The sequence below is a fragment of the Lysinibacillus sp. FJAT-14745 genome, assembly GCF_001275675.1.
Lineage (GTDB): Bacteria > Bacillota > Bacilli > Bacillales_A > Planococcaceae > Lysinibacillus.
The window spans coordinates 432,697-453,385 of record NZ_LITM01000006.1 but is presented as its reverse complement, the minus strand read 5'-3'; the positions used below and the strand labels follow the sequence as shown (position 1 = coordinate 453,385).

The 20,689-nt window shown below is 34.9% G+C and carries 25 protein-coding genes and 1 pseudogene; 6 read left to right on the top strand and 20 right to left on the bottom strand.

What is annotated here, in order from left to right; genetic code table 11:
• Positions 1–43 precede the first annotated feature (43 nt).
• Genes AMS59_RS12160 through AMS59_RS12150 form a run of 3 tightly spaced genes read left to right on the top strand, consistent with a single transcriptional unit; the run spans position 44 to position 1,336 of the window.
• The gene (locus AMS59_RS12160; protein WP_053484003.1) at positions 44–457 is read left to right on the top strand and encodes a hypothetical protein; all 414 of its coding nucleotides are present in this window, start codon (positions 44–46) and stop codon (positions 455–457) included.
• A complete protein-coding gene (locus AMS59_RS12155) occupies positions 454–936 on the top strand; it encodes a MarR family winged helix-turn-helix transcriptional regulator (RefSeq protein ID WP_053484002.1) in 483 nt (160 codons plus the stop codon). The genes AMS59_RS12160 and AMS59_RS12155 overlap by 4 nt, the downstream gene beginning before the upstream one ends.
• Entirely contained in the window at positions 929–1,336 is a 408-nt protein-coding gene (locus AMS59_RS12150) for an EVE domain-containing protein (protein WP_053484001.1), read from the top strand. Before AMS59_RS12155 ends, AMS59_RS12150 begins: the two co-directional genes overlap by 8 nt.
• A gap of 464 nt (positions 1,337–1,800) precedes the next feature.
• Here AMS59_RS12150 and AMS59_RS12145 read toward each other — a convergent pair whose 3' ends face one another.
• Positions 1,801–3,489 carry an AAA family ATPase gene (locus AMS59_RS12145; RefSeq protein WP_053484000.1) on the bottom strand — a complete coding sequence of 563 codons (1,689 nt, stop codon included), beginning with the start codon at positions 3,487–3,489 and terminating at the stop codon, positions 1,801–1,803.
• Between the two features lie 94 nt (positions 3,490–3,583).
• On the opposite strand from AMS59_RS12145, the gene AMS59_RS12140 reads away from it, so the two are divergent.
• The gene (locus tag AMS59_RS12140) at positions 3,584–4,012 is read left to right on the top strand and encodes a hypothetical protein (protein ID WP_053483999.1); all 429 of its coding nucleotides are present in this window, start codon (positions 3,584–3,586) and stop codon (positions 4,010–4,012) included.
• 74 nt (positions 4,013–4,086) lie between these two features.
• On the opposite strand, the gene AMS59_RS12135 is transcribed toward AMS59_RS12140, so the two are convergent.
• The 5 genes from AMS59_RS12135 to AMS59_RS12115 form a co-directional block, all read right to left on the bottom strand.
• Positions 4,087–5,064 carry a YafY family protein gene (locus AMS59_RS12135; protein WP_053483998.1) on the bottom strand — a complete coding sequence of 326 codons (978 nt, stop codon included), beginning with the start codon at positions 5,062–5,064 and terminating at the stop codon, positions 4,087–4,089.
• 376 nt (positions 5,065–5,440) lie between these two features.
• Positions 5,441–5,758: a YbjQ family protein gene (locus tag AMS59_RS12130; protein WP_053483997.1), complete on the bottom strand. Its 318-nt coding sequence runs from the start codon at positions 5,756–5,758 to the stop codon at positions 5,441–5,443.
• 13 nt (positions 5,759–5,771) lie between these two features.
• A complete protein-coding gene (locus tag AMS59_RS12125) occupies positions 5,772–6,251 on the bottom strand; it encodes a nucleoside 2-deoxyribosyltransferase (RefSeq protein WP_053483996.1) in 480 nt (159 codons plus the stop codon).
• Positions 6,252–6,261: 10 nt separating this feature from the next.
• Entirely contained in the window at positions 6,262–6,696 is a 435-nt protein-coding gene (locus AMS59_RS12120; RefSeq protein WP_053483995.1) for a GNAT family N-acetyltransferase, read from the bottom strand.
• 299 nt (positions 6,697–6,995) lie between these two features.
• On the bottom strand, positions 6,996–7,469 hold the full coding sequence (locus tag AMS59_RS12115) for a hypothetical protein (protein WP_053483994.1): 474 nt from the start codon (positions 7,467–7,469) through the stop codon (positions 6,996–6,998).
• 52 nt (positions 7,470–7,521) lie between these two features.
• On the opposite strand from AMS59_RS12115, the gene AMS59_RS25835 reads away from it, so the two are divergent.
• Entirely contained in the window at positions 7,522–8,217 is a 696-nt protein-coding gene (locus AMS59_RS25835; protein WP_053483993.1) for a hypothetical protein, read from the top strand.
• Between the two features lie 692 nt (positions 8,218–8,909).
• Here AMS59_RS25835 and AMS59_RS25180 read toward each other — a convergent pair.
• The 11 genes from AMS59_RS25180 to AMS59_RS26695 all read right to left on the bottom strand — a co-directional run bounded on the left by AMS59_RS25180 (position 8,910) and on the right by AMS59_RS26695 (position 17,824).
• Positions 8,910–9,059 (bottom strand): DUF4259 domain-containing protein, encoded by a 150-nt coding sequence (locus tag AMS59_RS25180; RefSeq protein ID WP_156304633.1) that lies wholly within the window; start codon positions 9,057–9,059, stop codon positions 8,910–8,912.
• 92 nt (positions 9,060–9,151) lie between these two features.
• A complete protein-coding gene (locus tag AMS59_RS12105) occupies positions 9,152–10,000 on the bottom strand; it encodes a metallophosphoesterase (protein WP_053483992.1) in 849 nt (282 codons plus the stop codon).
• Positions 10,001–10,144: 144 nt separating this feature from the next.
• Positions 10,145–10,789: a hypothetical protein gene (locus AMS59_RS12100; RefSeq protein ID WP_053483991.1), complete on the bottom strand. Its 645-nt coding sequence runs from the start codon at positions 10,787–10,789 to the stop codon at positions 10,145–10,147.
• Positions 10,790–10,994: 205 nt separating this feature from the next.
• Entirely contained in the window at positions 10,995–12,056 is a 1,062-nt protein-coding gene (locus AMS59_RS12095) for a suppressor of fused domain protein (protein ID WP_053483990.1), read from the bottom strand.
• Positions 12,057–12,507: 451 nt separating this feature from the next.
• Entirely contained in the window at positions 12,508–13,056 is a 549-nt protein-coding gene (locus tag AMS59_RS12090; protein ID WP_053484156.1) for a hypothetical protein, read from the bottom strand.
• Between the two features lie 1,216 nt (positions 13,057–14,272).
• The gene (locus tag AMS59_RS12085) at positions 14,273–14,722 is read right to left on the bottom strand and encodes a DinB family protein (RefSeq protein WP_053483989.1); all 450 of its coding nucleotides are present in this window, start codon (positions 14,720–14,722) and stop codon (positions 14,273–14,275) included.
• A gap of 222 nt (positions 14,723–14,944) precedes the next feature.
• A complete protein-coding gene (locus AMS59_RS12080; RefSeq protein ID WP_053483988.1) occupies positions 14,945–15,421 on the bottom strand; it encodes an ankyrin repeat domain-containing protein in 477 nt (158 codons plus the stop codon).
• A gap of 101 nt (positions 15,422–15,522) precedes the next feature.
• A complete protein-coding gene (locus tag AMS59_RS12075) occupies positions 15,523–15,951 on the bottom strand; it encodes a GNAT family N-acetyltransferase (protein ID WP_053483987.1) in 429 nt (142 codons plus the stop codon).
• A 602-nt stretch (positions 15,952–16,553) separates the two neighbouring features.
• On the bottom strand, positions 16,554–17,213 hold the full coding sequence (locus AMS59_RS12070) for a zf-HC2 domain-containing protein (RefSeq protein ID WP_053483986.1): 660 nt from the start codon (positions 17,211–17,213) through the stop codon (positions 16,554–16,556).
• On the bottom strand, positions 17,203–17,700 hold the full coding sequence (locus AMS59_RS12065; protein WP_053483985.1) for an RNA polymerase sigma factor: 498 nt from the start codon (positions 17,698–17,700) through the stop codon (positions 17,203–17,205). The genes AMS59_RS12070 and AMS59_RS12065 overlap by 11 nt, the downstream gene beginning before the upstream one ends.
• Positions 17,693–17,824: a hypothetical protein gene (locus AMS59_RS26695; RefSeq protein WP_255350012.1), complete on the bottom strand. Its 132-nt coding sequence runs from the start codon at positions 17,822–17,824 to the stop codon at positions 17,693–17,695. The genes AMS59_RS12065 and AMS59_RS26695 overlap by 8 nt, the downstream gene beginning before the upstream one ends.
• A gap of 273 nt (positions 17,825–18,097) precedes the next feature.
• Between AMS59_RS26695 and AMS59_RS12055 the strand changes: the two genes are divergently transcribed.
• A complete protein-coding gene (locus AMS59_RS12055) occupies positions 18,098–18,574 on the top strand; it encodes a GNAT family N-acetyltransferase (RefSeq protein ID WP_053483983.1) in 477 nt (158 codons plus the stop codon).
• A gap of 627 nt (positions 18,575–19,201) precedes the next feature.
• On the opposite strand, the gene AMS59_RS12050 is transcribed toward AMS59_RS12055, so the two are convergent.
• From AMS59_RS12050 to AMS59_RS26300, 3 genes and pseudogenes are all read right to left on the bottom strand, one after another.
• On the bottom strand, positions 19,202–19,498 hold the full coding sequence (locus tag AMS59_RS12050) for a hypothetical protein (protein ID WP_053483982.1): 297 nt from the start codon (positions 19,496–19,498) through the stop codon (positions 19,202–19,204).
• A gap of 458 nt (positions 19,499–19,956) precedes the next feature.
• Positions 19,957–20,355: a sensor histidine kinase gene (locus AMS59_RS12045; RefSeq protein WP_234007752.1), complete on the bottom strand. Its 399-nt coding sequence runs from the start codon at positions 20,353–20,355 to the stop codon at positions 19,957–19,959.
• A pseudogene (locus tag AMS59_RS26300) lies at positions 20,352–20,689 on the bottom strand (hypothetical protein); the annotation flags it as partial. The gene AMS59_RS12045 and the pseudogene AMS59_RS26300, both read right to left, overlap by 4 nt.

The window sequence follows — 20,689 nt, the reverse complement described above, 5'->3', positions numbered from 1 at the left end:
ACTTACAATAAGTATACTTATGATAGAAAGAAGGGATTCGTTTATGAAATTTAGTTTTGAACTAGGCGTTAATACTACACCAGACAAGATTTGGCCATTGTATGCAAATGTGAATGAATGGTTTAAGTGGGAATCAGACTTAAAAGATATTTCACTAAATGGTGAATTTGTAAAGGGAAGCACTGGAACAATGGAGCTTGATGGCCAGCCACCAATTGTATTTGAGTTGGTAAGTGTTGAAGAAAATAAATGTTTTTGTGATAAAACTTCAATCCCAGGATTAGGAGACATCTATTTTGATCATAAAATTATCGAAGGTGTTGATCAAAGTATTATTAAACATACAGTTGAATTGAAAAATGCTAAAACTACAGAAGGAAATATTAACTTCTTAAACCAGGTGTTTAGGGACGTACCTATGAGTATACTTTCAATAAAGGAATTGGTTGAAAAATGACCAAATTCCCTTCAAAATTCAAAGACGATTCTTCAGCATCTATTGGTTTTCTATTCATTAGATCATACAATATTTGGCATAGGGAAATAAAAAAACAATTGAAAGAGGTTGCTCTTACTCATCCTCAATTCGTTGTATTAACAACTTTAGCATATCTAGCACAGAAGAATGAAGATATTAACCAGGCTTTAATTGCCAAAGCTGCTGATATGGATGTTATGACTGTTTCAAGTATTATAAAAAAATTAGAAAACAGCGAGTTGGTAGTAAGAAATATCTCTAAAAAAGATCCTAGAGCAAATACAATTTCCCTTACTAAACAAGGGCAAAATAAATTAGAAATTGCTATTCCATTAGTTGAAAAAACTGACAATATCTTTTTTTCCTCTCTAAATAGTGAGGAAGCTTTCTTTAGAGAAAAATTACTTACATTATCAAACTTTGATTTTAGTTCTGCTGGAGAAAAAAATTATGATTAAATATTGGATTGGTGTAGCATCAGAAAATCATGTGAAATATGGGATTAAAGGAGGCTTTTGTCAATTATGTCATGGTAAAAATGCTCCTTTAAATAGAATGAAAGAAGGAGATTGGATTATTTACTATAGTCCTAAAGAAACTCTAGAAACAAAAGTCCCTTGTCAAAAATTTACGGCAATTGGAAAAGTATTAAGTGGAGTTACTTATCAAGTAGAATTATATCCTGGATTCATGCCCTACAGGAAAAATGTGAGCTACCTCGAACATACAGTACCCGTTCCGTTATCATTAATTTCAAAAGAACCCTTATGGCAGGAATACCGCTCAAGACTACGATTCGGACACTTTGAAATATCAAAAGCATTATTTGATATTTTAGCTGGTATGATGAAACCATAAAATTCAGAGGTCTATCAGTATTTTGCTGATATGCCTCTTTATTGTTAACTTTTTTTGCTTCTTTTGTTTCAAAATTTAATTGGTTCTCCTTCCCGATTTAGAAGAATATATCTTTTGCCCTTGGCTGTTCCACTTCCTCCGTTTCATTAAAAACTATAAGAACTATAAAATCACACCCTATTAACCCAAAAAAGAGCAGTAAGCTAACGTAGAAAACGTTAACAACTGCTTGTAATTATAGTCTATATAAAACATAATGCTGTAAAGAATCGAGCTTTCAGACCGTTTATTCATTGTCTTTATGAACTTTAATATTGTTGTTAATATTAATAGTTATCACTCTCGGCAAAATACAGGCACATACAAATATAATAACTAAAAGTTTTTTCATCTTTCTTCCCCTTTTTCTCATTTCTTTGAACTCATTGCACGGCACATGAGCTTTATTTGTAAAAAGCTAACTATTAAAATGTATTATCAAATAGACGTTCTGCAATGCCTAATAAAATATCTTTCTCTGTAAACTCCATTAATTGTTCTCTCGTAATGTCTTTCTGTTGAATTAGACGGTTTGACTGAATGGTCACGAGCTTTTCAAATAAGTTTCGGATATAACGACCGTTCGAAAAGTTTGCAATTGATTCGACTGGAATTTGATGCAATTGCTCCTTCATATGATGTGCAAATACGTCACCGTACTGGTAATCATTATTTTTACAAAGCATGGCAAAAATATCATAAAGCTCATCTGTGCTAAAATTATCAAACTGCACAAAATGATTGAAGCGAGATTTAAAACCTGGATTGGCTAGCAGAAATTCATCCATAAGCTCTGTATAACCAGCAACGATCACAACTAAATCATCGCGTAAATCCTCCATCGACTTTAATAGGCTATCAATCGCTTCTTTACCAAAAGCGTCCTGTTTATCATTGATGAGTGAATAGGCTTCATCTATAAAAAGCACGCCACCCTTTGCTTTATTCACAACTTCTTGAACCTTCAATGCCGTCTGACCAAGATATCCTGCTACTAAGCCTGCTCGATCTGTTTCCACAAAATGCCCGCTTGAAAGTACACCAAGATGTTTATATATTTGGCCGATGATACGCGCCACTGTTGTTTTTCCTGTACCTGGATTTCCAGAGAACACTAAATGATATGTTATAGGGAAGCTTGTTAAACCATGGTCGACACGCAAGCTTTGAATTTTAATGAAATTAATTAGATTATGTAATTCCTTTTTGGCATTTGGAAGTCCTACAAGTCCATCAAGTTGCTTCTGTAACTTTTCAATCTCTCGCTCTATTTCTGGTGTGATTCTTAAACGTTCACCGTTAATAAATTCACCGCTATAAATAATTTTCCCTTCTTCATTAAAATAATCTCCTCGACCGTGCTTTTCCCCATTTACAAGATCTCCGATATAGGAAGCCTGTCCATTAGCATAATAAAGAGTACCATGTCCTGTCATAGCGTCCTCTTTAAATTGCCCCTCCGATTCAAGCACACCTTGTCTGGAATAGTTCTTCCCTTTTCCATGTTTCATATCCTCAAAGAAATAACCTTCATACTGAAGGGATGTCACACCATTTGCTAGCTCCTCAGCACTTGGCGATTCTGGTGCATAGTAAAGCTTTCCTGCACCTTGCATATGATTCCATATAAAATCACCTTCATATTGCAAAAAACCACTTGGATAATATTGTTTTCCCTTACCTTTCTTCATGCCATGAACAAAATCACCCTCATATTGCGGCTGATTTAAATCCGGATACTGTGCTCGAAGCTCTTTAAATGGGGCCATAACATCTTCCTTATAATATAAAATCCCATAACCTTCCATTAAATCATTACGAAAATGTCCCTCGTAATATGCCTGACCATCCTTATATAAAATACCATTACCTTGTTTTTTATTTTGAATAAATTCGCCCTGATAAATCATTTGTCCTTTTAAATACGTGATGCCGTTACCTTGCTTCATATGTTTGACGAATTCTCCCTCGAATAACAGCTCACCTTCTTGATCAAATAGCGTCCCCTTTCCATCATAAATGTCATGACCAAAGTCATTTTTCTTCACACCGCCACGATACATTAATATACCATCTGGATACAATATCTCTTTTTCTTCATGATTATGTGTCATTTGATTGCCATCCTTTATCCATTCAGTATATGCTCAATTATAGCGTGGAAAAGAATACATATGTGTGAATTTTTAGAATTCGAGGAGTTTAAACATGAAAAAACGATATAAAATATTAATCGGCATCTTATTACCTCTTATCATCTTATATGCTTCAACCATCTTTTTAACTCGCGATTCAACTTTTGATAAGGAGGTAATTGAACGATTTGATATTGAAAAAATTAAAGAAATTGAATTGATCCGTTCCTCTGATCACAAAACAATCACTATTACAGATGTAGCTACAATCAATCAAATAATGCAACAACTTGAAGATCAACCGCTTCGAAAAGTCTATTTCTCCAAGTCAAATTATGACGAGGCTTATTGGTTAACATTGCGTAATAATGATAAACGAGAAATTGGTATTCGATTAGATGACTCAAAGCATTTATTCGTTTATTTGTATGAGGAAAACTATATGAAAGATTACAAGCTTTCAGATGATTTTAAGATGGCCTTTTTTGAGGATCTTTTTTAAGATATAAATCATTCTTAAACGGTAAAAATCTGCTTCGATTAGACTCTATGCGGATTTTTACCTTATTTTTTATTTTATATGTAGCGATAATTTTTCTGCATCGATTGAATCGTTTCAATCATCTCTTCTCTAAGCTCAATTGGCTCTAGCACTTCTATGTTTGCCCCTTGGCTCAGCAGCCACATTTTAATACCATGTCCAAAAACTTCTGCTTCAAATAAATATCGCTCATCTTTATTGGATACTATTTTTGCTGTTGGTAAGCGATCTAATACAGCTAGCGGAGATGTTCCTTTAAAGATAAATTTCATACGCATCAGCTCGCCAGCGTGCATAAACTGAATACGTTTGCGAAATTCTCCTTCTTGAAAACGTTCAGCATATGGTATTTTAAATTTTTTATCAAGCTCAAGAAAATGTTGTATTCGGTCGATTCTATAGACAATAGGCAAATCCTTTTCGTGCTTATTATCATTAGCAATTAAATAAAAGTAGTATTCTGAGAAAATGACGGCGAGTGGTTTTAAAATCTTTTCTGTAGGAATTGTTTCGCCTTCACGTAAATACTCAATTTTAATGATTTTCTTTTTTTGAACCGCCTCTGAAAGATCCCAAATTAAATGCAATAGAGACTTTTTATGATTTAAATCTACGTACAAATGCTTTTCGTTTAAAATAATATTGTGAATAAACTCTTGCTTATCGGCCGCAACAATTGAAATAAGCTTATCGATAATATCGCTCATTTCTGATTTTAGCAGTGCTCTTGATTCGATGAGAATTTTAACAATCGCTAAAACTTGCTCCTTCGACAAAATACTTTCCCCTTTATTTGTCAGCCTGTACACATTTTCTGTCCGCACATATTCTAAATGGCAATCCACTTTAGCTTTTTCTAGATACGCTCGAATTTCATTCAAATCCCGTTGTATGGTTTTTTCACCAACATTATGTGTAAATGCTTCTTGTTTTTTGTTAATCCCTTGACCATCCATCAGTCTGTCAAACATCGAAATGACGCGATAGCCTTTGTTTTGTTGTGAATCTACCATATATCCCACTCTTTCTTCAAAATTACTTCTCTATTATACAAAAAGAGTTGGACACTATTAGTCCTTTTGACTACTTAATTTCTATATTAATGGTATTATTGGCACTACATACTATACTTTTGTTATAATTCACTTTATTTTTACAGTTAATTCCGCAATGGTAGATAAAAAGGACCTCAATCTCGGTGATTGAAGTCCTTCTATATGTTTTAATGTGTCATATTAAATAAAGTATAATCTTTCGGCAAAGCGAGGGGTGATTTCCGTTCCGACTGAAGTTAGTAACCATAAACAGAAATTACTCTCATTTTAAGCATTTACAAAATTTCATTGACCATTTTGTTTTTCAACACAAGTAAAAATCTTGTTGATCGGATTATTCCTTTACTCTTACAGCAGTTCCGTATGCTAATACCTCCGATGTGCCGTCCATGACAGATGATGTTGAAAATCTTACCCCAACAATTGCATTTGCCCCTAGTCGTCTTGCCTCTTCCTCCATATCTTGCGTGGCAACTTCTCGGGAGCGAACGAGCATTTCTGCATACTCCTTCATCTCTCCTCCAACAATATTACGTAGTCCCGCCATCATATCGCGACCAATATTTCTTGATTGTACAGAGTTACCTTTTACTAAGCCAAGTGTTTCTACAATTTCTTTTCCAGCCACAATATCTGTTGTTGATAATAGCATACAAAAACTCCTCCTATTTTTTATATTTTTCAACGGCTTTAACAGCTTCAGCAATGGAAGTCGTAATAACTCCCGTGCGCTTAATTAAGCCAATAACAAATAAATTACGATACACAAACTGATTTTCAATTCCGTCGCGTACAAGTGCCTCTATTTTCATCATATTGTCCCGGCCTTGTTGACGAACATCTGTAAAGACGCCTACGATTGGTCGATTCAGCATCGCAAATGCACCAATCTCTGCTGCCACACCAGAATCAATTTCAACACCATCTAAAACGGCTACTAATACATCACTATTTTGCAGCATCTCTAAATCTGCTTGCGCAATCGCCAAACTATCTGCATAGGCCGATTTATCATTGATCGCATCATTCTCCTGTGGGACATATAATTCGATACCTGGTACTGCCTCTCTAATTGCCGCAGCGAGCTGCTCGTTGACTAAACGATCTCCTAAAGAAAATAATCCATTTGCTAAGTATGCCTTCATGTTAAAACTCCTATTCCAATATTTTTTCAAATACTATTTTATGTCGATCTTTTTTATCCACAAAAGTTGAGACAATATCAAATCCGTGTTTAAGATTAGTGATAAGCATCGCTTTTCGCTCATTTCTACCATATGTACGAACTTTTTTAAAGCCAAGTGCCAGTAGATGTTCATGCTGTTGCTTCATTAATTGACTGGCAATTCCTTGACCACGTTTCTTCTCATGCACACCACCTAGCCAGCTATAAAAAACTCCATCCGGATGTGTATAGCCTAATTTAAAGCCTATGATTTCCTCATCTTCTATAGCTAATAAACAAATGAGCCCCTCTTTACTTTCAAGTTTTTCTAATGGTAAATTTGCTCCATCAAATACATGTGCATGAATTTCCTGTAATCGCTTTAACCAATTATATGGAACGCCTTCAATTGTGACGATCTGCATTTTTATCACCCCTATCTATATTGTCATTAATTATAGCAGAAAAAGGTTTTACGATAAGGTTGAACATTGCAGAATGGTTAGTTTTCTGGAAAACGTTTTTTGACGATGCCGCTTTTTATTCGACCTTATCTTTTCAACACAATAAATCGCTTTCCAAGTATAGAGGATATTACATATGATGAATTCAACCGTCAAACAGGTGGACTTACTAGATTAGAGTATTTGGATTACTTATCTTCCCGTAAATAAAGAAATGGGTATATACATGTAGTGTGGTTTGAGATAACAGGACAGTTATCTCAAACTATGTACCTTTTGATTTGCTGTTTAAATACCTTTTTATAATAAATTTTACGAGGATAACGTTCTTCTTTCAGTACCTCATAAAGAACACATTGACCTTCCTTGTAGAATACGGTAGCATCTTCGCATTCATCATAAAGGTGACGTGATAATTGTTTCACTGATTCAATAGCTTCTTTTCCACTGATTCTCCATCCGAATCTAATCATATCGCTCTGGTCCATTGCGTCTCGATAAGTGTCAAAAACAATACACGTACCTGGCTCATGTTTATTGGAAAAGACTAGTACATGACCAGTATGTACAGGCTGGTTATAATAACGTTCGTAAATATCCTCGATTGGTGCACGAATACCAATAGCATCCATAATCGCTTTAAAGTTCGGGTGAGGTATGTATTCATCTTTCCATTCGTCGGGATAATGAACTAGTTCTGAAATCGATATCATAATCCAAAATTCATAATGCAAATTCAATCTCTCCTTTTACAATTAATAAAACAAAATGAAATGGTGATTTATAATGATTGATAACAATATAGCCTTTCCATGTTCTGCATGTAATAAAATACCTGATAAAATGAAATTAATCAAAAATAATTTCGAAATCGTAGGATTTGAGGCGGGCATTGAATGGTCCGATTTTCAAGCCAGTAATTTACCTGCTCTTGATGAAAAAATATGGGCACGATCAAACAATCCACCTCTCAAAGGAGATAGAAGGATTGTAATGGTCCGTTATCCTTTTCAGATGACAGTAGGTGAAAGCTTTTGGATGTTATTTATGCCTGCTCTCTCATACTTTAACGGATGGGAAGAGCATCCTAGTGAAATCAATTCCTCAGCATTTGTTCATTGCAGCTTTGAGCAGATTTTGTCTAAAAATGAAGAATGCGCGTGGATTGAAATCAGAATTCTGAATGTTGTTCTCGTAAAAGAAGCTTGCGATATTTGGTTTGATTCAGTCGGTTCTGGTCATTTGGATTCTTTTCAGATGTTTAGGGATATATATGTGTTCCATTACAACGAATGGATATTGCTAAGTGCAAGTACGGAAAGCGATTTAGGAACATGGGCTCTCATCAAAAGAAAAAATGAACAACATCATCTTATTGCATTAGGAGAATGGGGATTTCACTATAACATCGTATACGGGGGAAATAAAATCATCCCTCTAGACGAGATAAATATGCTATTGCGTAGCTCTGCTTCTTTGTAAAGCTTTTCCTCCCTTGATAATATCTAAATATTCAAGGGAGGAAATTAGCTCTATACAACTGAGTATCCTATACCAATATTATTTTAAGGAATAGATTATTTCCTTTTCAACTCTATTAATTAGCCATTCTAAGTTAGATTTCCATTCAATCCAGCATTCTGATTCACGCCATAATTCAACGATTTCCCTAATACCATCAGCATCTGGAACTTCAGCTCTAATATCAGTTAAATATCTTAATACAGGTGTGTTGATTAACCATTTTTATACATCCAAAGAGGCTGATTTCCGCTACGGGCTACTCGCTTTGTTGCTGACGCTTCGCTTTCGCACAGAGCAAAGCTTCCTGCGGGCGAGCGTCGAGCCGCTTCGCTCCGTGCAGGGTCTCGTCTGTCTCGCTTTCCCGCGGGAGTCGAGTAGCCCTACGCTACAATCAGTTAAAATGGAAATATATTGGCAAAACGGTAACGAAAAAATCCTTTTATCGCTCAATAATAAACTTATTTTTTCCTAATCAACACGCCTGATCTTAATATAAACTTCAATGATTCTTCATCCGCATTTATTGACTGTATTTTTTCAAAGTCATCTTCACCGTCATATAATTTCCCTGTATCAAGATACATTACATAGAGCTCTGCAAGCGTCATTGCACTTATATCGAAAAGGAAATCAATTTCATCGAAGCTCTCTCAAAAAAACCCATCTCGTTTCATCGCATTGATAACCTCAGATAACTCTAAATGATTTGATTCTAAATTACTATGGATATAGTCCTCTAAAAAATCTACTACATCCAAGCCTTCATCACTTTCTAATGGCTTATATCCCCATGCCCCCATATTAAAACCCCTTTCAAGTTATAATTCTTCCAATTGTCTTAATCTTTGCTTTCCTAAAACTATGTGAAAATCATATACATTATAAAGCATTTCTAATCTAGCGTCGTCGCTGTGAAAATAAAAGCACGCCCATCCGCATTTAAAATTTGTAGCCCATCATTCGTTTCAACAAGTGGTGTATCCCAATGAACATGGCCACAGCAGACCAAAAGCTCAGCAGCATTCTGTAGTTCCTTCCAAATATGTGGATTACCAGGCAGACCTTGTGCGCTAATCTTCGGACTTTCATGAAGTAGCAGGATGTCGGGAACTTGTCTTATAATGTCTCTGAGTTTTGCCAAATAATCGGCTTCTCCCATCCGATTTGGTTTATCCGCCCTACCGATGATTCCTCCGAGTCCTGCAACTGCAAGATTTGCATACATAATCGTACCCCCCTCCGAGAAGTAATGGATACCTGAGGTAGATTCCAATTCAGCTTGTTCCTTATTCGTCAATAGATCGTGATTTCCTGCGATGCCTGTGACAAATCCAAATTGACTCTGAAAAGCTCTCCATACAGGCAAAGGATTACCGCTAGCACCCCTTTTGGTTAGGTCAGTGTATAAGTCCCCACATAAGCACACCATCACCTTGGCTTGGTCCAAATCTGACAAATGGATTTGAAACAAAATGGACAGCACTTCCGCAAGTTCCTCACCAAGCAGCTTTGGAGCTTCTTCTATCGTTTCTTGATTATGACCTGCGATTCCTTGTAAATCAGAAGCAATAATTAGCGCATCCAGCTCCTCTGGCAGTTCAAGCATCTCTCCCCAATAAATAGGAAGCCATTCATAAGAAATACCCTCTCCTTTTGATGCAGCGGTAATGTACGGTATTTTCTCTAAAGGCTCTTTGGCAATATCAACGATTTTCAATGCTCTTTTCGTCTGTTTTTTCATTTAAGTCATTCCCCTTACAGATAGGAGTCGAAGTAGTGCTTCATCTTTTCATGCGAGTAGCTATCTATATCTCTCCAGGTTGCCATTGACTTAAAATCGGTACCCCGTCATCTCACATGGATGCTCATTTTTTCAACTTCAACCTTAAAGCTCTTTAACCTTTTTCAAATAACCATATGCTTCTTTCAATGGCAGCTTTAACTCGCCGGCAATTTCTTTAATCGTCATTCCACACTTACTCATTTCTGACACTTGTTTCATTAAATCAGCCTCCATGCCTTGAGCCGCTTGAAAAGCAGGGTCTAATAGAGATTCCCATAAATCTTTATCGGCATAATCATCTGCTGACACAATCCTCGTCATTAGTTGTTCAAGCTCCATACAAGTAATTTTCCAAGTCGATTGATTATCATTTTTCTGAGCAATAAGCTCTATAAATTGCTGTATAGCTTCTTGAAAATTTAAAACTGAACCTGCTAGATAACTACCTGCATTCCAGTCTCCCATGCCATGCATGAGAACAGCTACTGGTTGTTGCCCTAGCTCGGCTGTCTCTATAATAATCGGGTCGCCTGTCAGTTTTCTATGCCCAATAACAAGCCAATCAGCTTGCCATGAACCCTCTTCATCATTAATAAGAGAGTTACCCTCAAGATCCATGCTATATCCTAACTGCTCACGCTCCAAAAGTTCTGGATTAAAAATTTCAATATTTAGCCATTCTGCAGTCTGCTCACTTACAATCTTCAATTGTTTTAACTGCTTGAGAAGCTTAGCCTCTACTCTCATACGCACAAATCTCCTACATTTAATACTTTTTCTAGTTCATTCAAACCTATCTTTTTGAGCATTAGATTTGATTATTTAAAAGATTAATTTTCTTCGTGCCTCTTTGCTAAACTCCCTCGTTACTATTTATAAAAAAATCTCCCACTACGAACCTAAAGCACATCATTTGGATATACTGTTCGTTTTAGCGGGAGACTATATTTTATCATCCGATTGTTTCCACAACGTTTCCTTGCTGATCTTTAATATACGTTTTTGCAATTTGAATGGAAAGCCCCGGTATAGAGGATACTTCAAATTCCTTTTCTTGTGGCATCAAGTTTTGATTGAGTTCCATAACTGCCTTGTCATTTAATGTGATGGTAACATCCGCTTCCTCCACGCTATACCCACATTTTTCACCTGGCTCAAATACAACTCGGATTTCTTGACTAACTAAGGTCAGGTTTTCCCCTTTTAAAATCCGCCCGCGTAATAGTTTACCGATTATTCCTGCTTGCTTTGCCCCTAGCGTAAACTTATTAGGTTGTTTGCTGAATAATCCCTTTTTACCCTGCTCCCAAGCCAGTTGGTCTACGAATAAAAAGCCGGTACTAGAGCCCTCTTTCTCCATCCCTTTTTCTACCGCTTCTGCAATGGATGGGATCTGTAAAAGTGATGCCCGAGATAAATCAGTAACATAGCTCGGGATATACTCAAGACCAGCATTTAGCACACCTATTGTATTCCATGTTTGCATCGCCTCAAGCTCATCGCCTGTAATACCTACCATTTGAATAAACTCCACTTGTCCATTTGGTGTATCAATTGCAGGCAATTCAGGATCCAACGTAAAGGCAAGCGCCGTTAAAAGCGTGTCCGCACCTTGGCAAATTGGACCATTAGCATCCAAGTAATCACCTGATCTGAAAACATTGCCACTGTTAAACACATATCTTCCCATGTTTTGTAGCAAATTTAACACCCACGCTGGTGGCTCCTCCTCATCTTCATTTCGGGCAAGACGAAATGTTAACTCAAACCCATATCCGCTGTATTCAGCATTTTCTGATTCTTTTTCATATAACTCGGAAAATCCATAAGTGACAAAATGCCAGTGTGGAACTGGTGTCTCACTCTTATACGCACTAATTCCTTCAAGCGGATCTTCGCCCCCTAATAAATAGGGAATAACGGTTCCATAATGCTTCGGCTCTTGCTCTCCATAAACTTTTAATAATTCCTGGTCAATCGCATCCCAGCCAGATGCATTTAATTCTTCACTCATCAATAACGCCCCCTATGTATTTTTTCAACTCCCTTTTAGCAGTTGTTTGGCCACCCGCTGAAAAGTAACTTCAACCCGTATTCATCTCACCATCTATAGAGGTGGAAGACTTCTGTAGCTGACGCTTTGCTTTCGCTACAAAAACATTTGCTGAAGGAAGTGAAATTATATTCACTTCAGATTCTACTTTAAAGTATATAATATACTCCAAAGAGAATAATACCCAACTTGACTACCTTTAATTTTATAACGGAATAGTTTTATGTTCATTAATCGGTGATGGACATCGAGTAAATCATCGAGACTTAAGCACCATATTCAATGTTAATCTGTATGAATATCAACCTAGAACGACCGTAAAGTATGAAGCCTCGGAGGATATCTAGATAGATACGCCGCGGCTTCATGTTAGCGAGGGTGAAAAATAATTAGAATGATTCGAGGTTTCACCTTAACCGTATAACATTGCTGGTGAACGTACACTTTGTAAATAGTCTGCTAGCTTCCCAGCATATACTTTTTCTAAATAAGGTAATTGTGCGATACAATGAGGTGTCATTAATGCTGGGTTTTGATAAACTTTCAGCCCACCAACCTTTAAAAGAGTCGCTACAAATTGTGAGCAAAAATAAGCACGCTCTCTTCGTACCTCCTTTCGCATCATAACGCCAAAGAGCCCAATAAAATTATATTTATAGCGATCACGATTCCAATACATATAACGTACGATTTTCATCATCTCTAAGTATTGATAGTGGGAAATTCTACAACGATAAATTACACAATCAGCTGTTTCAAATAGCCCTCTTTCTGCATCCTCTTGCAAAAAACCCCCACTTAAAGGATTGTTTAATTGTCTACGTCCAAAGCTATACATTTCAAAGAGCTCATCATCAAAAGCAATGGACGCATGATTCATCTCTTTTCCAGTATACATACCTATAGCTTTTGATAATAATGTACCTGTTTTTGTTAATACTATGTAAATGGTGTATGCCACGTCTTCACCTACTTCAATATTCTTTCCTACTACCAATACGTTTTAAATATTCAAACGGTTTCATTAATTTCCTGTTTTTATAAGTATATACAATAAAGTTAATCTATTTCTTAGAAAAAACTGAAGATTTTCTTAATTTTCAAATCAATCGACTGGAGAGATCTATTTTTTTGCTACCTTTATCTATATGATCTTATGTGTATTCATATGTAGAGAAAATTGCAGTATCGAACAAATAGTGACCAAGTCGATGCTCCATCAGATAACTAGAATTGTTTTAAAAAAATGAAAAGTCACTCATCTTTATTTTCAAAATGAGTGACTTTGTCATATTAGTAATTCATCAACTTGTATTTTCAATACTTAATTTGCATACCTTATTTCTTCGTCGTTGTCTGGGTTTGTTTACAATTATTTTGATCTATCCTTATCGCTTCTTTTAAAAATATTTGCTCCTTCTCTGTTTTCGAAGATTTGAATGGATGGTAGCTTTTCTTCAACCAAATCTAAATTACTTTATAAGAGTTAAGTCCGAAGTGGATAGGAAGATTTAATGCCCTTATGGCTAAAATGAAGAACGTTGAAGTACCAGTACGACTCTCTAATTTCAAAAGTGAAAGCTAGGACCAAGCGTTTTCTCAAATAATCTTAGCAGTTGTAAATAGTTTATCCGGTCACGTAATAAACCTCTAACTATCTATAAGCACGGTTTAATCCCGATACCACATCACTAATTCTTCAAATAATCCCTCAATCTATTTTCATCTTAATTGTCTGTACGATTAACTTATTCGGCCTTTTTATTTTTTAATCTTTTTTCTCAGACAATTCACTATACAAAATAGTTATCAAATCATAATAATAGTAGTGTAAAGCTAATTTAGCTTTGCTCCCCAGATTTGTTGGCTTGGGTCACTCTGGTCCAGTGACCCTTTTATACTTTCCTATCTTATATATAAAAAATTGGCGAAACCTTTTTTAATTTCATCCATACATTAGATAGAATCAAAATACTGGAAGTTATTAATGACGAATATACATTTGTGAAAATCTAATTCAGTAAGCTATCTAGTAGACCCAAACTGAATTATCAAGATGTCCCTATGTATAATTTTCATGTTGAACTTGAACCAGATACAAAGAACATTTTGTTTCTTTACTTCTTGGGCCAATTCTCGGATACTACGCTACATTTAATATCCTATTTATTCACACTTCAAAATAATGGTTTTTGAAATCCATTAAGATGAGCTATAAGTCCAATTTGTCCGATATGATAAGTTTCATGCATATATACATGATTAAATACCCAGTTCAACGTTGGTTCTGAAGGAGGTTTCCATCCATCATTAAAGTTCGGTACATCCATTAACGTATTTAGCTCGGATAAGTTTACTGAGTGTAAAATTTCATCAGTATAATGCCTTATCTGAATATAACCATCCAATATTTCCTTCGCTGAACTTTTTTCGTTTAGGTTTAACATACATGTATTTTTCATGGCAATTTCATTGATCCAGTAATCCTCACTACTTGCAATATGAGCAATAACCCAAGCAAGTGTGTTTGGATAAGTATCGGATTGTATAAACCAAAATTTTTCATCTAGCGATTTTAAATAAGGAATTAGTGTTTTTCTAGCGTCATTTCTATATGGATAAAGCATTATAAACTCCCCTTCTTCCATCCTGGTCCAATTTACTTCTTTTGATATTTAACATCCCATAAGTCATTTTTTGAATATCTTTAAGCTCTTTTGGTTCTATTGCTGCTGTTATTTTTATTTTTCCTTATAATATGATATAATCTTGTTACTGACTAACCTAAGCAAGTCAATAAGCAATATTGAGCTGTAGCGATGCCGTACGCTACAGCTTTTTTTATGGACTTAGCTATTTTTTAATAATTCTTTAATGATGAGTGTTTCTTCCCTGCTTTTAGCTATATCTAAAGCAATTTTTCCAAAAGCATTCTTGATTTCTGGATTTGCTCCTCTTTTTAGAAGTAGTTGAATAATATCGATACTTTCCTCACCATTTGAAACTTGCGTATGTAAAGGGGTATTTCCATCATTTGCGGTAATATCTATTAATGCCCCATGATCTAATAGACATTCAGCTACTTCGGGGTAAAGTACTATATGTAATGGAGAAATCCCCTCATCATTTCTCGAATTTACATCGACACCTAGGTCAATTAAATATTTAATAAGTTCTGGATTTTCAGCACTTACAGCAGCATGCAATAAAGTAAAACCATATTCATCATTACCTAAAGCTAAGCTTGGATTCCCGTTTAAAATATCTTTTACTTCTTCAAACTCGTCTATTTCAACTAAATGATATAAATCAAGAAAATCACCCATACATCATTCTCCTCTATTTCAAATTTCACCCTATTATTATAATGTTTTAGTTATTATTTTCCTAATCGAAACAATGCCAGCTTCCTCCTCCTTCCGCCGTTCTAATGATTATTTCTTTCCAAATACTCCTCGGCTAGTTGAGGATTTTTGTATAGAGCCATACCCGTTTTCAATTTTTTAAAGCCGATCTTTTCATAAAAAGGTTCATTTCCTGTTGTTGCAATTAACTGAATACAAGAAACATTCCCTAATTGCTGAATGATGTCCTCTAAAAGCATTCTGGCAATTCCTCTTCCCTGATAATCTTTATGGACGACAACATCATAAATAGCAGCATTGAATACACCGTCTGAAAGAGCTCTCGCAAACCCAATAATTTGATGATCTTTTACTGCGAAAACTTGGTGTGTACTTGCATTGAAAACTTTTTTTATGATGCGTTCGTCATGTTTCATCCATCCTACTGATTGATAAACTTCTTTTAGCATTGTTAGTTCGTTTTCCTCTACTTTATATTTAAGTAAAATCATTTTTCATTCCCCCAAATTTTGCACCTCTTTAAATCTATATTAATATCCCTTTTCTCATTACACAATATCTCTCAAATCTGTATAAAGGTATTTAATGGTGATCTGAATAGGCTACAATGGGTGCAATTATAGGTACACCACCATCTCTTGTAGAGTTTTGCAATAGTGATATATGGATAGGATATAGGGTTGGGGAGTACCACTTTGGACAGGAGCGGTAAATAATTATATTTCTGGACTGATTCATCTATCGATTATGAGCAACATCCTATTTTTTATCGCTCAAATTGGATTTAATGTGAGGGTCCCTGGTGATGATAAATGGGGAATGATGTCTATTTTATCGTTAATATTAACGATTATAGTTACTTTATTGTTTGTACATGGAGACTTGGACGATTACATACAATTGAATAATCCTCTTCCCTATTGGAATTAGATAGGGTGAGGGAAAGCATAGAATCAAGTATAATGAAAAAATTAAAATACTTTAAGTGAAAAAGAGAATCCCGCAGTAAAAAGCTTTTCTGCGGGATTTTATATTGGTCGGTGAATAATCTAGGATTCATGTAGCAACTATTCTTTTCTTATTCATGTTCACATTATTTTCTTTTATTTTCTGGATCGTATAAATCCTTTAATAGTATCTCTTCCGTACTATTTTTATATTGAATGAGTATTTTGTCTTCGTCTGTCAGTTTCTTTTCTTCACCATTGTCCAGTAATAATGTATTTTCATCTAAAAATGTAAACGTGACATTACTTCCATCTTTTAAAATCCTGGCTGGTTCTGAAAAATCATTCCACTTTTCATAAATAATGATCTCATAGATATACTTCTGTCCCCTATGTATCATCGATAAAGGATAACGATTGTCATTTTTCGTTTGAAAGGACAATGTAACCGTTGTACCTTGTTGTTGGACGGTTGTTTGTATGCCCTTTTTATCTGCTATCCACATGTGGGCAAAGAGGAAGAAACAACCAATGGATATAATAAGGAAAATGGATAGTAGTGATCCTACAATAATGAAAATCTTTTTCCTATTTTTTGATCGCACCTTTTTAAAATAATCGATATTTTTATCCTCCTTTTTTTGCTCATGGGTACGTTCTACCAACAGGTTTTCCTGCATTTCCTTTACATACTGTTGGCAATCCTCACATTGTTCCATATGTTTTTCTATTTGTTTATTTGTCTCTTCGCTTGTTAAATTTTCTATGTAGCTCGGGATTAAATCTCTAAAAACGCTATGATTCATTATTTTCCCCGCCTTTTCTGATTTGTTGTTTTGCACGATAAAATGTTACTCTTGCCCAGTTTTCTGTTCCTCCCAAAATGAAGCCAATCTCTTTAAAAGATAAATCACCTAATAATCTGAGATAAAGTATTTCACGGTTTATCTCACTCAGTTGTTGAGCTTTTTTATAAAAATTAATTTTGTCTTCATTTCTAAAATATTCATCTTCTAAATTATAAAATATAGGAGTTTCATCACTTAGTGAGTTCACTAACTGGTGCTTGTTTTTTTCGCGATTCATTTCTTGTAACCACACGTTTTTCGCGATTGAACATAACCACGTTGAAAATTTTGCTTTTCCGTTATTATGAAAGTTTTCAATGGACTTAATGGCTTGATAGAACGTCTCTTGCGTTAATTCTTCAGCAGATTGACCATCATTTGTAAGAGTTAATAAATACCTAAAAATAAAATCCCCATATTCTTGATATATATTTTCTTTATCCACGATTTACCTCCTTTCTAATGAGAATTTTGCTATTCTGAATCAAGTCTTTTGAAAGCCAATCATCTATATATCCAAAAATTTGTTGATTCGTTACAACAATTTTTTTATTTTTTTCTTTATTCATTTTTTGTGCCCTAATCATTTTTATTGTGGGGTTTGAAATATCCTTCATTTCTTCTAAAGATTATCACGCCTGTTGATTAACAATTGTGATCTCCTATATTGACACCGAGGATTACTGTCGTCTAGTGACCCCTTTCGTCCTCATTGTTCTATTACATCCTCTCATCTATTGTTTCTAGCCGGCATCATTTTTATCATTATTTACCATTTATAAACCAAGTCTCTTGACGAACATTTGTTCTGATATTAAAATGATAAAAAAGGAGGCAATTTTATGCAAAAAACGAACACCATTGAATTAGTACATTTCTCAAAAAATTATGTAGATATATTGAATGACTTTGAACTTCCGGAAGAACAAAGTCAATTTACTGCCCTTCCAAAAGAGATTTCTCTAGAAATGGTTGGACAATATCCGATTGTTATTTTGAGTGACAATATACCTGTAGGATTTTTTGTCTTGCACGCAACAGAAAGAGTAAAAGAGTACTCTCATAATCCACAAGCTATGCTGCTGACTGCATTATCTATTGACCATAAACAACAAGGAAATGGGTACGCTAAAAAAGGGATGCTAGCATTGTCTGAATTTATGAAGAGGGAATTTAAAGAATATAATGAAGTTGTTTTAGTTGTTAATCATAAAAATATTCCGGCTCAAAATTTGTATTTAAAAGTTGGCTTTGTCGATAACGGGGAAAGAAGAATGGGACGTATTGGCGAGCAAATTGTTATGAACTTAAACATTTAATAGAAATAGATTTTCAAAAATCACTCGTCATGACATGGGTGATTTTTTCTGTTTGCCCCTTACTTGTGGATATCAGGATACAAGGAATTTGAACCTATCTTATGATTGTCATTGCAGATAGACAGTTTTGACTTTCGATTATTTAAAGAAGAAAATCTCAATGAAATGTGTAAGATTTTCATACTCTTTTGGATGTTCTGATTAAATTATTACACTTCATATCAAATCTTCAAATTCCTTCTAACAGTTTACATAATATTTTTATTCAATAAATAAAGTGTTCCTCTATTGCTGTCCCCCACCGTCTACTAATCTGCCCTTAAGTCCAATATGTTCCACAAACTAAAAAGAATTCCGATAATAGGAATTCGAACTAATCAATTTTTATACTAACTCCAGCAACGTCACCGCTTCACAGTGTACGGAGTGTATGTGGCAACTCATTGGTACTGGTGGGTTAAATTAAATTAAATTAAATTAAATTAAAAATGACTCTGCTCTACTTTAGCGAAATACCAACTTACTGTATCTTCTGCTTTCACTTACAAAAAGAGCATCAATCCCTTTTTAATCAGCGACTCTATTAAGTTGAAGAATTATTTCATTATGTATCTAAGTTTGATTACCTCAAGTCTTTCTTTTTTCTTCTTTTCTCCTTTTTGATTCTTTTACATAATTAATATAGTTCCCTGTTCCTTCTATTGCTGAAACTGCAATGATGGCCCATTCTAGTGCATTAACATCTCTTAGCGATTCCTTTCCATAGAATAATGTAACGCTAGCAATAAACCCATAGAGAAGTGCTTTAGAAAAATACTCCCAAATCGGAGAATAATTTTCTATATTAATTTTTCCGTATATTTTGTCTATTAAGATTACCATTCCTAAAATTATAACTACGGTTATAATAATTTCCGTCTTCATAGTCCGCCTCCATAAAAAATTTTAACAACTGCTACAGGTGTGTTGATTAACCATTTTTATACATCCAAAGAGGCTGATTTCCGCTACGGGCTACTCGCTTTCCCGCGGGAGTCGAGTAGCCCGTAGCGGAAATCAGTTAAAATGTAAATATATCGGGAAAGTGGTAACGAAAAAATCCTTTTATCGCTCAATAATAAACTTATTTTTTCCTAATCAACACGCCTGCAACTGCTACATTATATAATTTCTTCAAAAATACCTTTAATCCTTTATGTAACAAAAAGAATGAATTTAGAAAATGTAAGATAACTTTAGTGTATTCATCCTCTTTTGATTCAATAGAGATATCATGATCTAATTTTTAGGATAGGCGTTTAGCTAAATATAAGCCCAATCCAGTGATTTGGTATTTATCCCATTAATCCAGTAAATCCGCGTTCAAATACACGTCCAATATCTTAAGCTTTAATACCAATATCATTATCTTGAATAATAAGACGTTTTTCATTTTCGTCTTCTTCTCCAATAAACTTAATTTGCCCATAGTCATTTGTATACTTTAATGAATTGGCAACAATCTGATCCACGATAAATGATAACCATTTTGTGTCACTCTCAACAAGAAGCTGCAAGTTTGTACGTTCAAATTGAAGACGTTTTGCAATAAACTTCTTGGCGTATTTTTTCATACTAGCTCCCGTTACAGTTTCTAACGAAATTGCTTGAATTAAATAATCTTTTGAAAAAGAATCAAGACGCGAGTAATACAGTGCTTGATCGACAAAGTGATCAATTTTCCCTAGCTCGTCTTCCAACTTACCTAGTAAAGTATCTGCAGATTTACCACTACGTATCAATAACTGACTAGCAGCAATTGATTTCCTTCAGTAAGATTACCTTCTGCTACTTGTAACCAACAACCAGGTATGAGTTCCCACTCTACAAAACCATTGTACGGTATGAAATCAGGTTTTTTGTTTAACAGTATTTCATACCATTTATGCCCTTCAACGCCTTTCCGATTCAGTGACAAATTGCACATCAGAAAGCGCAAGAAATCAACGATGCTAAATATTCTAATCTTTGCACAACAAATAACATCTAAGGTGTTTTTCGGCTCATCACCAAAATCCGGGGATGACAAAATCAATGACCTGTTTCCAAACGTAAACGGAGGAAAAGATGGGCATC